Source organism: Ruminococcus sp. AM43-6 (assembly GCF_003461785.1).
In the GTDB taxonomy this organism is placed as follows: Bacteria; Bacillota; Clostridia; order Oscillospirales; family Ruminococcaceae; genus Hominimerdicola; species Hominimerdicola aceti.
On the sequence record NZ_QTXU01000002.1, the window covers coordinates 118,197 to 131,030 of the forward strand.

A 12,834-nucleotide genomic window follows, 5' to 3' on the forward strand; every position below is an offset into this window, starting at 1 on the left:
TGAATAGGTATTGTAAAATGCGTGTAAATCAACAGAAAAGAGTATATTGTAATGGAAGAACAACAAAACATTCAAACACAGCAGGCAAAGGAGAAAAAAGGCTTGCTGAAAAAAATAGGAGCATGGTTTGCGTCGCCTGACGGAATGCAAACATTACGATTTATAAGTGCCATAGTGGCAGTTATAGCGGTAGGAGTCATCTGTGCTTTGTTGGGCATATACATGGACAAAGACAACTTCCTGCCGAAAGAACGAAATTATGCGCTTATAGGGGCTTGCGCTGTTGAGCTGGCACTGATATTTATTATTGCGGAATTTTTCTCAATGCAAAAGAAGCTGAAAAAGAGCGAAACAAAAGGCTATATCGACCCTTTTACGGCGGCTTTTATGCTTGCACTCAATTCATATTTTTTGCCTGACTTTGTAATGAGGTCATATTTTCCAAAGAGCAATGTGCTTTACATTCTCCTTGGAATATTGCTCTGCTGGCTTTTATATCTTATAGGAGCGGTGATATTCCCGAAGCCACACGCCTGGTTTTGCGGAGTGAACGTCATATTTGCCATATATGCTTTGGCGCAGTATTATGTAACGGAGTTCAGAGGAAATCCTGTGCAGTTTGCCGACCTTGCCAACATAAAGTCAGCCAGTGAGATAAACGGAATGTACTCACTGTTTTTAGACAGCAATGTGATGTTTGTGCTTTGTGATCTTATTCTTATTATCGCTGTAACGGTGACGACAAAAGTAAGGAAGATAAAAATACGCAGCAGGATAATATCGGGTGTGGCTGTTATCGCAGGGTGTTTCCTATTCGTATATGGCGGCAGGTTTGCCTATGACCTTGGTATAAGGAACAGATACATCAGGCTGAACTTTTCAGGTGCAGAAAATGCAGACACATACAGGTGCGTAGGCTATGACCTTATGTTCTGCTTTGACGGAATGTTTGACCGAGTGACGAAGCCTGACGGCTACTCCACTCAAAAGGCGGAGGATATCATAACTCAGTATGAGGTACAAAAGGCTGACAAAAAGCCTGCTATCATTGCTATCATGAACGAATCCTTTGCAGACTTTGAGCATATCGCTCAGTTCAAGACTAACAAAGACTATCTGCCCAACTATCACAAATTGCAGGAGGAAAGCATAAGCGGATATGTTTCCGTTTCGGCATATGGCGGTTATTCCTGCAACTCTGAGTATGAATTTCTCACGGGCAACACTCTTGGCTTTTTACCGTCGGGAAGTGCGGTATTCACCCAATATCTCAACGACAAACAAAACGGTCTTGTAAGCTGGCTAAACGAGCTTGGCTACACAACGCAGGCTATCTCGCCTTGCTCTGAGGGACTATGGGATATAGGCAACGCCTATGAACAGCTTCAATTCAAGAGCAAGCTCTTCAACTGCGGCGACTACATTTCAAACTGTCAATACATAAACAACAATATGTCAGACAGCTCCCTTTTCCACTACATTGAGGCACAATACGAGAGCAACAAGGGTTCACCGTATTTTGTATGGACTGCCACGATGCAGAACCATGGTCCATATGATGACCTCAGCTCTGTTCCGTCTGAGGTAACATTTGAGGGTTACAACAACAATGAGGCTTTGCAGTATATAAACTCCATTTATCAATCTGACAAGGCGTTGGGAGAGCTTACGGATTATTTCAGGAACAAGGACGAAGAAGTCATAATCGTAATGTTCGGCGACCATTATCCACACATTTTAAGCTTTACAGAGCATCTCTATGGCAAGGACGTTGCTCTGCTTTCAACGGAGGATTACTCAAGACTTCGACAGACTCCTTTCCTTATTTGGAGCAACAAGGGCGTTAATGCGGAGAAGATAGACGATATAAGCCTTAACTATCTTTCAAACGAGGTCATGGAAGCGGCTGGACTCCCAAAGTCGAGATATCAGCAGGAGCTTGACAAGATACGCTGTGACATTCCGATAATAAGCTCTTACGGCTACAAGACGGCTGACGGAGAATGGTATTCTATAAATGATGTAGCTGACAAATACAAGGACACGCTGAACGAATATGAAACTGTGCAGTATTACAGAATGTTTGATGAAAAGCGTGACAATAGTGTAAATTAGGCTGTTAAAAACACAAACAACAAAAAAAGCGGAACGTCGCATTTCTGCAATGCAGAAATTGCGCCGTTCCCCTACAAAACAATAAACGGACGAAGCTTTTTTACTTCGTCCGTTTCGTTTTATAATGCGTGTCAAAATGCGGGCGAACACTGTTCGCCACTACAATTAACTACATAATTATGCGCTTATTTTTTTATCCTGTGACCTTTTTCTCGAACATGAACATTCCCATGACATCGTTCATTATGCTGTCAGAAGCGACCTTCTTGCTGTTCTTTGTCATTTGCCTTACGACAGTCTGACCGTCATTCTTGCCGAATATCATAACATAATCGTCGCCACTTTCGGAAGTTCCCTCATAGGACACCTGATTTTTAAAGATGTTATATTTCCACTTGCCGTCTTTGAAATATGCGTCAACGGCTTCACCGTAATTTTCGCTTGCCAATTTCATTTCGGTATCGAAATCGTAGGTGGAATGTCTTACGCTGAATATTCTCACAAAGGCGATCACAAAATATATCACCAGTATTACCACTGTGATCTTAAGCAGAGTCTTTAGTATCTTTTTGCCCTTGCCATAATTCTCTTTGCCGCTGCTTGAATGTTCAGTTGGGGTGCGCCTATAGTCTGCCGCACTCATTTCTCTGTTTCGGTCTGTCTCTCTTACACGCTTTACCCTGCGAGCTTCCTGCTCTCGGCGCATTCTTTCCTCTGCTTCGGCTCTTTTCGGGTGTTCGTAAACACGCTTCGGTATGCCCTGTATCCTTGAACGATCTATAAACTCCTGCTCGCCACGTCTTTGGGTCGATGAGGCGATAGGTACCATTTTTCCGCAGTTGGTGCATATCTTAGCTCCGTCCTCCAGCTTAGAACCGCAGAATGTACAGTGTCTGCTCATTATTACCAATCCTTTACACACTTAGAACTGTTTTGTTTGTCGAAGTTTTTTTCTATATCTATGTTGGACTATCCGCCCGTTTTCTTTAATGACACGGGCGAACGCTGTTCGCCCCTACAAATCTTCTTTATCTATATTTACAGATATCTTACAACGCCCACAACCTTGCCAAGTATGCTTACTTCGTCTACTATGATAGGATCCATGGTGTCATTTTCAGGCTGTAGTCTGTAATGGCCGTCCTCTTTATAGAAAGTCTTTATGGTAGCTGACTCGTTGTCAACAAGTGCGCAGACTATATCGCCGTTTTCTGCATATGGGGTCTGCTCTATAACTACCATATCTCCGTCAAGGATAGCGGCGTTTATCATGGACTCTCCCCTTACCTTTAGGGCAAAAAGCGGATTGCTGTAATGCCTTGCAGGCTGGAAGCTTATATAGTCTGTTATCTCCTCAATGGCAGTGATAGGGATACCTGCGGTGACAGTTCCCACAAGGGGGATCTTCATGCCGTTGCCGCCTGTGAGCCTTATGGCTCTGTTCTGGTTATTTCCCTTTTCAAGAAGACCTTTTGCGGTGAGATTATTTATATATCTATGGGCTGTTGAGGTAGACTTAAAGCCAAACTCTGCACAAATCTCCCTAACTGTGGGCGGATAGCCCTCTTCTATGCGATCCTTTATGAACTCGAATACCATTTTCTCGTTCTCGGTTACTTTTCTCATAGCTCCGTCCTTTCTGTTATATCAATAAATCTTTATCTTCTAAACCTAAAGCTCTTTTGCAAGCCTTTTTGCAAGCTTATAGACATCTCCGCAGCCAAGAGTTATAACAAGGTCGCCCTCCTTGCAGTTTTTCTTTATATAGTCGATACACTGTGAGAAGTTATATTCCTTCTGCTGTGCAGTCTGCTTGTCAACAAGCTCATGGTCGGTCTTGAACCAAACTGCATTTGGTATCTTCTCTGCAAGCTGTTCAGCATAAACACCGTCGGTATTTTTCTCACGGCTTCCCATGATATCCGTTACAACGGCAATATCTGCAATAGAAAGCGCTTTCACAAAATCGTTCATGAGTATCTTTGTTCTTGAATAGGTGAAAGGCTGGAAAACTGCCCACACTCTGTTGAAATCAAGACCCTTTGCGGCTTTCAGTGTACACTCGATCTCCTTTGGGTGGTGAGCGTAATCGTCAACAATAGTAACGCCCTTGACCTCGGCTATCTTCTCGAAACGTCTTATTGCGCCAAAGAAAGTATCAAGTCCCTTTTCGATACCCTCCCATGAAACGCCTGAATATCTTGCGGCAGCAATGGCTGCAAGGGCGTTCATGACGTTATGGTCGCCGGGAACATGGATAGTAAGCTCTCTGACAAACTCGCCCTTATGATAAAGCTCAAAGCGTGTCTGCAAGCCTTTTTTGGACTTTATGACGGCGGAATAATCGTTTTTCTTATCCCATCCGAAAGATATCATTTCCTTGTCAACACCCTCAACGGCTTTCAGAGTATTTGCGTCGTCGCCATTATAGATAACGGCTTTTGAAGCCATGGTTGCGAACTTATGGAAAGACTTTATGATATTTTCGATATTCTTGAAATACTCAAGGTGGTCTGCGTCAACGTTCAGGATAATTGAAACGTCAGGGAAAAGTCTGAGGAAATGATCCTCGAACTCACAGGATTCACAGACCATAGTTTGTGATGAGCCTGCCTTGCCTGAGCCGCCTATGCTTGGGAGCTTTCCGCCTATAACGCAGGAAAGGTCAGTACCCTCCTGAACGAATATCTGTGTGAGCATGGAAGAAGTTGTGGTCTTTCCATGAGTGCCTGAAACGCAAAGAGCGTTCGTATACCAGCTTGTGACAAGTCCAAGTATCTCGGCTCTTTCACAGCAGATCGCACCGCTTGCCTTTGCGGCGATAAGCTCAGGGTTATCTGCCATTATTGCGGCGGTATAGATTATAAGGTCTGCACCCTTGATATTCTCGGCTCTCTGACCGAGGAAAACTTCTATGCCAAGCTTTCTCACAGCCTCAAGAGTTTCAGTTTCGTTATTGTCTGAGCCTGTGATGAAATATCCCTTTGAATGGAATATCTGCACCAGAGGGTACATACCAGAGCCGCCTATACCGATAAAATGAACGTGCTTTATATTTTTCAAGATCTCATTTGTTATCATCTTTGTAATACTCCTTAGAATAATAGATAATTCAGAATGTATGTTTATTTTATTATATAACATTTCTAAAAAAAAATAAACCCCTTTTTTGATTATTTTTCAAAAAAAGAGGCAAAAATATTACTACAGGCATTACATCACAAGAAAGGACGCATGAAAATGACTATAACAGAGGTAAAATTCAGAAGATTTATAAACGAGGGCAAGCTCAGAGCCGTTGTGAGCCTGACCTTTGACGGCAGTTTTGCGGTACATGATATCAAGATAGTGCAAGGGGAGGAGCGGCTTTTTGTGGCTATGCCCAGCCGCCGTGATGACAACGGGGTTTTCCGTGATATCGTTCACCCCATCGACAGCGAGCTTCGCAATGAGATAGAGGAGGAGATACTTTCTGCTTATCGCATGGAGCTTGACAGGCAGGCAGCGGAACAGCAGGATCTAAGCTGAAAACGACAAAAAAAGCCGATAAAACAGGCATAAAAAACGGGCGAACAATGTGAAATGTTCGCCCTATTATTTTTTTCGGCTTTTAGCCCCAAATTTTATCGCCCATGTTTGAGAGATAAGCTGTAAGCTCCTCCGCCATTTCATACTGCTCAGGAAGTCTTGGGTGACCGGGGGTCGCCTTGCCTGTTCTTGTGAACATGAAATGTGTTATCTTCTGGTCATTAAGCTCGTTTGCTATCTCGTCAACGGCTTTATCCCACTCCTCACCGTGGCAGAGAACTGTCAGCAGAAGCACGAATGTTGCGTTTGGATACTTGCTTCTAAGGTCAAGGATAATGCTCTTGTAGGCATTTTTCCACTTTGCTCTGTAATCAGGGTCGGCAATATCAAAATCTTCATGACCTTCGTTATGAGGGTCGTTCTGACCAACTGCAAAAAGCACAACGTCAGGTGTATAAAGGTCAAAATTCCAAGGGGTCACGCCCTTTGCTCCCTCAGGGAAATAGCAAAGCTTGTCATAGACTGACTCCATGCCGATAAAATTCGGTGCATGATAATAGCCTGTGTTGTCGAAAATTGCGATACCGCCCTGTGCGATGTTATGTATCTGTGCGCCAAGATTTCTTGCTGTTATCATTGCATAACTGTGCCATGCGTTATCGTAAACGCCCTGATGATCCTCAGGGTCACAGCTTGCAACAAAGTCAACTGCCTCGCACACTGCACCTGCAGAAACAGAGTCGCCATAGCACTCTATTTTTCTTGCAGGGAGAGAGGAATTTTCAAGGACTTCTCCGTCGCTGTCTATCTCAAAACCCACGAACTCAAAGTAATGGGAAGCGTCCTGCCTTTTAAAAAGGGTGACGGTATGAGTGCCTTTTTCAAGGTCACAAGCGATATCAAGGGTGATATCCTCGTCATTTTTATCGAAAGTCACCTTGCCCTCTTTGCCGTCCATAACAAAGCCAAGCTCCTGAATGTTGAAATACTTATGGTTTTTTATCACGGCGGATACGCTTGTGCCTGTGAAAGTCATTTTTACATTTGAGCCTGCGTAATAAAACTCAGGGCGTGTTTTGTCGGAAAAGTCTATTCTGCCCATATAAGTAAGAAAGCTGTTGTCTGCTGTTATAAGCTTTTTATTCTCTGCCATTTTTTCATATCCTTTCGATACTATGATTTTTTTGCATATGTTTATTTTAGCTTTTCAAGGCGTTTTTGTCAAGGATATAAAACGTTTTCAGAGAAATATTTTTACACGGAGCGAATATACATAGATAAGAAAAATATCAGGGGGTGCTTTTATGAATGATACTCAGGGCAGGCACAATGCCATTCTTGAAAACAGACAGCGTTTACAGCTTTCGGGCGTAACGGACGTTGACAGCTTTGACGAGGATGAGATAAGGCTTTTCACACAGCTTGGAGAGCTGACGATAAAAGGCAAAGACCTGCACATAAACGAAATAAGCGTTGAGTCAGGAGATGTTTCCGTGGAGGGAGATATCTGGGCTTTGGTTTATGGAGAAAAGGACAGAAAGAAAAAGCTCTCGGCGATAGGGAAGATATTCAGATAACATATGTAGGGGCTGAGGTCGCCCGCCTGTTTGCGGAGCTTTCGGCAAAATACGGATAGGCAGATAACAAATAGCGGTCAGCCAACGGGCGAACGCTGTTCGCCCCTACAAGTGGGGAATTGCATATTCAAGCGGTTTTTAAGCAAAAGGTTTGAGAAAGGGGAAAGAAAATGGAAGAAATGCAACTGGGGCTAGAGCTTGAAAGGGAGCTTTTTCTGCTGTCTGTGGTTCTGGGCTGCGGGCTGGGGCTTTTATATGATATTTTCAGGGTATTCAGGGCGGCTTTGCCACATGGGAAGATACTCACCTTTTTTGAGGATATCATTTACACATTTCTTTACGGCTTTGCACTTTTCACATTTTGCACCGGGCTGACGGGGGCTATAAGAGGGTTTGTTTTAGTGGGTATGCTCATAGGCTCTGTGATAGAACATCTAACTGTAGGAAACGCTGTTGTATCCGTGCTGAGGAGCCTTTTTTCGATCATCAGAAAACTATTTGCTAAAACGTTTTCGCCTGTGGTTAAATTTATTACCAAAAGAGCAGACAGTTTCAGGGACTGTTTTGTGAAAAAGTGCAAAATTTCCTCTCTGCGAAAAAAAACTTCTAAAAGCACTTGAAAACTCTCTTTTGATTAGTGTATAATAGAAAAGAGTATAGGTAACGCCTCATGACAGTTATTGGGGTATTGCTTATGGAAAGGTCGGTTTTGTAGTCAAAAAAGGAGTACGCAATGCTAGGTTTTAAAAATAAAACGTCCGAAACGGCTGACGCTGAAAAGGACGCTGCAAAAAAAAATCCAAAGCCGAAAAGATCAAGATTTGTTAAGCTTCTGACTATTTTTGCTGTTGCCGCTCTTGTTGTTTATTCAGGGGTGACTATCATCTCACAGCAGGCGCAGATAGCACAGCTCAGAAAAGAGTCAGACGCTATAAATAAAAAGATAACCGCCGCCAAGCAGCTCAATGATGAATACACAAGGCTGCTCAGTTCTGACGACGAGGCGGAGTATATGGAGAAGATAGCTATTGAAAAGCTGGGCTATGCTTATCCTAATGAGCGCAGATTTTATATTGTAAACAACAGCGACTAAGGCAAACACGGTCTTTTGACCGTTCATATAGCAGAATTTTTATTGCAGAGAGGACACAAAGATCAAATGCAGCTTGAAGTAGGAAAAATTTATGAAGGAAAAGTAACAGGTATCACAAAATTCGGAGCATTTGTGGAGCTTGACAAGGATACGACAGGAATGGTCCACATCTCGGAGGTTGCGAACACATTCGTAAACGAGATAAAGGATCATCTTACCGAGGGTCAGACCGTCAAGGTAAAGGTGCTTAATTTAGGCGACGACGGAAAGATATCGCTTTCTATCAAGAAGGCTCAGCCTGCGCCACAGAGAAAGCCAAGAGAGAACGGTCACCAGGGTGGCAGAGAGGGCAGACCTAACGGTGGTCAGAGAAATTTCAACCGTCAGGGAGGCAATCCTCAGGGCAGACCCAGAAACGACTATAACAGGGATCACAACAGAGACAGAGCGCCACAGGATTTTGCTAAAAATCCGCCTCCGGTATACAATGCTGACAGCAATTCAGGAAACGCTGATTTTGAGGATATGCTCAGCAAGTTCAAGGCGTCAAGCGAGGAGAGATTTTCTGATCTGAAAAAAGTCATTGACAACAAGAGAAAATCTCCGTCAAGAAGAAAATAGATACCGATACATAAAACAGAGGATATTCAGTCATGAAAAATTTCAAAAAGACTTTTGCGTTTATATTTTTCATGCTGGCAGGAATAATACTTGGTGCGTTCATAGCTTACGTCTGTGAGGGCAAGGATTATGTGGGCTGGCTTGCATGGGGAAAAAATGTAGGCGTTGAAAGCTTTGCTATAGACCTGTATGTGATAAAATTCAATATAGGTCTTATGGTCCATGCAACTATCTCGCAGATATTCACTATTGCTGCGGCGCTTATAGTGTTCTCAAAGACCTGCAAGGGGCTTTAAGGAGAGTAAATTTTAAAATGAGATTTCTAAAAACAGCAGCAGTAGCTTTAACAGTGGCTGTCTGCCTTTTATGCACTTCCTGCGGTACGCCTGAGCTAAAGCATGACACATTGGTATATCAGGCAAGGGAGGACTATGCGACGCTCGACTCCGCAAAAGTCGTTATAACCAACGAGGACACCGGTGATATTGAGCAGGAGTTCACTTTCAAGTATGACGAAAAGGATGTGCTGACCTATTCTTACTACGGCAAGAACGGTGGAAAGGAATACGCTCAGTATAACAACGGAATCGAGAGCTACACCTATGATAACGGAGAATACTCACATTTGGTAAAGGGCGACAAGGACTTTTCAAAGTACACAAGAAAGGCAAAGCACCCACAAGCTGACGAGGGTATGCTGATGTTTGCACCGAAAGCTGTTGAGTCTGTTTCTGACATTATCGGTGATGACGGCTCTGTTACTGTGACGTATGTTTATGACGTTTCAAAGCTGGGAAAGGACGCTGAGGAGATAGGCACAAAGGGCTTTTCCACAACCTATTTTTTCGACAAAGACGGTGAACTTGAATACTTCACGGAAAACACTGTCACCAAGGACGCTCAGTACAACTATCGTGTTGACATAACAGAAAGAAACTCTGTTAACAAGATAGAAAACAATGTTGAGCAATACAAAGACAAGTAATTTACTGCATACAAAATGTATTGGCGACCTGAGGTCGCCTGTTGATCTGATACTTTTTAGATATTCCAAACAGGCTGCAAAAACAGCCTGTTTTTTTGTCAAGAAGCATTTTTACGCCATTATCAAAAAAACGCCCCAACTTAATGGGACGTTTTTATTTTTGTTATAATGTGCTCTCTGCCAGTATTCTCTGTGGCTCGGCAAGCATTTGCTTTGCTTCCACAAGGGTCTGCCTTATCTCGTCATTATCATAAACCATCATGAGCTGCTGAGCCTGATTGAGGGCTTCTCTGCCCATTTCCACCTGATACTGATAAAGGCTGTCGAGCCTTGCGGCTGCCTTTGTTTCAAGGTCCTGATAAACTGTCTTTATATCCTTGACAATATTATTTCTGATATCGTCATAGTTTTCAAGAGCGATATCAATTATATCAGTCTGCTTTTTCTTTTTAAGGATAAGGCTGAAAACTGACATTGTGGCAGGAGGAAAGGTTTCGCTGGTGCCGAAAAGCTGAACGCCCATAACAGAACGTGTTACGTTCTTGTTCAGGGAGGTCATTATCATTTCCACTGACGGAGCCTTTGCCGCCTTTGAAAGATCGTCTATGCCAAGGGCGGAGGCAAGCTCTCTGCCTGTGCCTTCCACTATCTCGGCTATCCTATCTCTATGGCTCTCGATACAATTTCGATATGCTTCGCCCACCTTTTCCATAAGGAACGAATAGAAATGCTTTTCTATATCCTCAGAGCTGTAAAGGTCGTTTCCGTCTGCGTCTTTTCCTCGGCAATCCAAAATGCTTGCTCTCAGCTTTGAGAAGAACTCATACATCCAAGCTTCGGCTTCCTGCTGCATTTCGATAATAGAAAGGTGCAAAGCAGGCTTTTTCTCCTCCAGAGCCTTTGAAAGCTTTTCACACTGCTCCTCAAACTCTTTTGCTCTGTCGGCAAGCTTCTGCTTGTCAAGCTCTGCCATATCGCTTATAAGTCTAAGCTTTGCGGCTGTTTCGTCGCACATCTGCGAAAGCATTGTGAGAACACGCTTTGAACGTATAACGTCCTTTTGCATGATTATATCACGCTGCAAAGACAGCTCGAACTGGAAAAACTGAGTTTCGTAAAACTCTCTTGTACCCTTGTCCAGCGGTCTTTCTCTGCCAAGCTTTCTGCTCAGTTCATCAGCACCGCTTATGCCGTATACGATAGCGTTAGGCACTATCCTCTCGGATATGTTTCTCACACGCTTTAGTATTTTATCAGCGTCCTTCTGAGAGTTCATTGCGTCTATCATATTCACAAGGATATAGAGCATACCAAATCGCTGAGGCTGAACATGGCTTGCAAGAAACAACTGCTCGCTTTCAGAAAAAGGCAGCAGGCATGATGCCGCATACATGATAGCGTCAGCATTGACAATATAATCCATTACCTGCTTATCAAGGCTCTCCAAGTCAGAAAGACCCGGGGTATCCACTATCCTTATCTCTTTGAGTATAGGGGCATTGTCCTTTATCTGAACATAGCTTATTTTTGCAGGGAAAAGCTTCATTCTCTGCTCAAGCTTTTCTCTTGTGATATCCTCCAGCGACAGCGGCACTCTCATGCCGTTTTCAAGGATAGCTTCCACATACTGCGTATGACCGAAAGATATCTCGTTTATAGTATAAGTTTCAGGTGTAACGTTTATAGGTGCAAGCTCCTTGCCCAGCAGGGCGTTTATAATGGTGCTTTTTCCCCTTTTGAACTCGCCAAGTATGACCAGCGTGAAAGGCTCTTCGCTTTTTTTCTCGATAAGAGCTTCCCAATCGTTCATTTCGCTGACAAAATCCTTGCCGAGCATTTTCGCTATCTTTTCATTTTCAACAAAGGCTTTAAGAGCGGTTTTTACCTGTGCAATATTCTGCTCCGCTGTGTTGATATTAGCACTATCCACCTATCACGCCTCCGTTTCCGATTATAATACTGCTGCGCACATCACATATCTGACCTGAAACAAGGTGTCTGTCAGAATCCTCTGCGTCGCCGCGCCATTCATAAAGAACTGAGCAATACAGAAACTCAGTAGCTGCGACAACAAGCTTTTCAAGCTCGCTCATAGTATTATCTGTTTTCAGATTTCTTGAAGAAACTGCATGGACGCTCTCAGCCTTTTTGATAAGTCCGTCGGTATCCATATTCTTCTGCTGTCTGCCATAAAAGTCGATATAGCCCTTGTTATAAAGCCCTGTTATGACGCTTATGAACATTCCCGGCTTATCGAGGCAGATAATGCCTGCTCTGTTTGCAGTTATATCAGCATACTTCACCCACTGAACAAGCGCTGTATAAAGCTGATTGTTCACGGTCTGCTTATATGACCTTTCAACTGGTCTGTAAGTATACTTATTGTAATTGAGATATGTAAATGCCATATTATAGGCACAATGATTGTTCTGTATTCTTCCACACTCGCAGCCTATAAGGAACATAAGCTCCTCCTTGCTGCACATTTCCACTACCTGCTTTGAAAGCACGATACAAGGCTCGATGATATCGCTTGCCACAGAGTAGACCTGTGCTTTATCCATATCCCCTCTGACAAAGACGATAGGCACAACAAGCTCCAGCCGCTCGGCACACTTTTTCACAATGTCATAGATATCAGGATATTTCAGCGGGCCAACCTGCTCGCACTTAAGAAACAGGTGCTTTGCTTCGGCAGAAACGTCCTGCGAGCCTGCCGCCTTGACGAGCTTTCCCCAGCCCCCAAGTCCCATTATCTTCTGCCTTACGGCAAAGTCGGACTCAAAAGCATAGTCAAGCACGCCGTCAACTATATGGTTCTGATAGCTTCTTGTATAAGCGTTCAAATATGTGCGGAAGCTTGTGTCAATCTGTAGCAGCGGATTTTCCCTTTCCGTTGTATTTGTACTCATGAC

The 12,834-nt window shown here is 43.5% G+C and carries 14 protein-coding genes; 8 read left to right on the top strand and 6 right to left on the bottom strand.

Features of this window, described 5'->3' with window-relative positions:
• The first annotated feature begins 51 nt into the window (after positions 1-51).
• The gene (locus tag DW938_RS02300) at positions 52-2,115 is read left to right on the top strand and encodes an LTA synthase family protein (protein ID WP_118123766.1); all 2,064 of its coding nucleotides are present in this window, start codon (positions 52-54) and stop codon (positions 2,113-2,115) included.
• Between the two features lie 193 nt (positions 2,116-2,308).
• On the opposite strand, the gene DW938_RS02305 is transcribed toward DW938_RS02300, so the two are convergent.
• The 3 genes from DW938_RS02305 to murC form a co-directional block, all read right to left on the bottom strand.
• Positions 2,309-3,016, bottom strand: coding sequence for a zinc ribbon domain-containing protein (locus DW938_RS02305; protein ID WP_117897148.1), 708 nt, complete (start codon positions 3,014-3,016; stop codon positions 2,309-2,311).
• A 137-nt stretch (positions 3,017-3,153) separates the two neighbouring features.
• The gene (gene lexA, locus DW938_RS02310; RefSeq protein ID WP_022287046.1) at positions 3,154-3,741 is read right to left on the bottom strand and encodes a transcriptional repressor LexA; all 588 of its coding nucleotides are present in this window, start codon (positions 3,739-3,741) and stop codon (positions 3,154-3,156) included.
• 45 nt (positions 3,742-3,786) lie between these two features.
• A complete protein-coding gene (gene murC, locus DW938_RS02315) occupies positions 3,787-5,196 on the bottom strand; it encodes a UDP-N-acetylmuramate--L-alanine ligase (protein WP_022287047.1) in 1,410 nt (469 codons plus the stop codon).
• A gap of 159 nt (positions 5,197-5,355) precedes the next feature.
• Here murC and spoVG point away from each other — a divergent pair, with 159 nt between their 5' ends.
• On the top strand, positions 5,356-5,643 hold the full coding sequence (gene spoVG / locus DW938_RS02320) for a septation regulator SpoVG (RefSeq protein WP_117877422.1): 288 nt from the start codon (positions 5,356-5,358) through the stop codon (positions 5,641-5,643).
• A gap of 82 nt (positions 5,644-5,725) precedes the next feature.
• On the opposite strand, the gene DW938_RS02325 is transcribed toward spoVG, so the two are convergent.
• A complete protein-coding gene (locus DW938_RS02325; RefSeq protein ID WP_118123767.1) occupies positions 5,726-6,796 on the bottom strand; it encodes an electron transporter RnfD in 1,071 nt (356 codons plus the stop codon).
• Positions 6,797-6,947: 151 nt separating this feature from the next.
• On the opposite strand from DW938_RS02325, the gene yabP reads away from it, so the two are divergent.
• The 6 genes from yabP to DW938_RS02355 all read left to right on the top strand — a co-directional run bounded on the left by yabP (position 6,948) and on the right by DW938_RS02355 (position 9,919).
• Positions 6,948-7,220, top strand: coding sequence for a sporulation protein YabP (yabP, locus tag DW938_RS02330; protein WP_022287142.1), 273 nt, complete (start codon positions 6,948-6,950; stop codon positions 7,218-7,220).
• A 170-nt stretch (positions 7,221-7,390) separates the two neighbouring features.
• Entirely contained in the window at positions 7,391-7,840 is a 450-nt protein-coding gene (yabQ, locus tag DW938_RS02335; RefSeq protein ID WP_118123768.1) for a spore cortex biosynthesis protein YabQ, read from the top strand.
• Positions 7,841-7,953: 113 nt separating this feature from the next.
• Positions 7,954-8,313, top strand: coding sequence for a septum formation initiator family protein (locus DW938_RS02340; protein ID WP_117863677.1), 360 nt, complete (start codon positions 7,954-7,956; stop codon positions 8,311-8,313).
• 66 nt (positions 8,314-8,379) lie between these two features.
• Positions 8,380-8,934 carry a S1 RNA-binding domain-containing protein gene (locus tag DW938_RS02345; RefSeq protein WP_117877430.1) on the top strand — a complete coding sequence of 185 codons (555 nt, stop codon included), beginning with the start codon at positions 8,380-8,382 and terminating at the stop codon, positions 8,932-8,934.
• 32 nt (positions 8,935-8,966) lie between these two features.
• Positions 8,967-9,230 carry a DUF4321 domain-containing protein gene (locus tag DW938_RS02350; protein ID WP_038672732.1) on the top strand — a complete coding sequence of 88 codons (264 nt, stop codon included), beginning with the start codon at positions 8,967-8,969 and terminating at the stop codon, positions 9,228-9,230.
• Positions 9,231-9,247: 17 nt separating this feature from the next.
• Entirely contained in the window at positions 9,248-9,919 is a 672-nt protein-coding gene (locus DW938_RS02355; protein WP_118123769.1) for a hypothetical protein, read from the top strand.
• Between the two features lie 163 nt (positions 9,920-10,082).
• On the opposite strand, the gene DW938_RS02360 is transcribed toward DW938_RS02355, so the two are convergent.
• Together DW938_RS02360 and DW938_RS02365 are read right to left on the bottom strand one after the other, a co-directional pair.
• Positions 10,083-11,849 (bottom strand): dynamin family protein, encoded by a 1,767-nt coding sequence (locus tag DW938_RS02360; RefSeq protein WP_242992335.1) that lies wholly within the window; start codon positions 11,847-11,849, stop codon positions 10,083-10,085.
• Complete coding sequence (locus tag DW938_RS02365; protein ID WP_022287149.1) at positions 11,842-12,831, bottom strand: M48 family metalloprotease; 990 nt, start codon at positions 12,829-12,831, stop codon at positions 11,842-11,844. Before DW938_RS02365 ends, DW938_RS02360 begins: the two co-directional genes overlap by 8 nt.
• Positions 12,832-12,834: the final 3 nt, after the last annotated feature.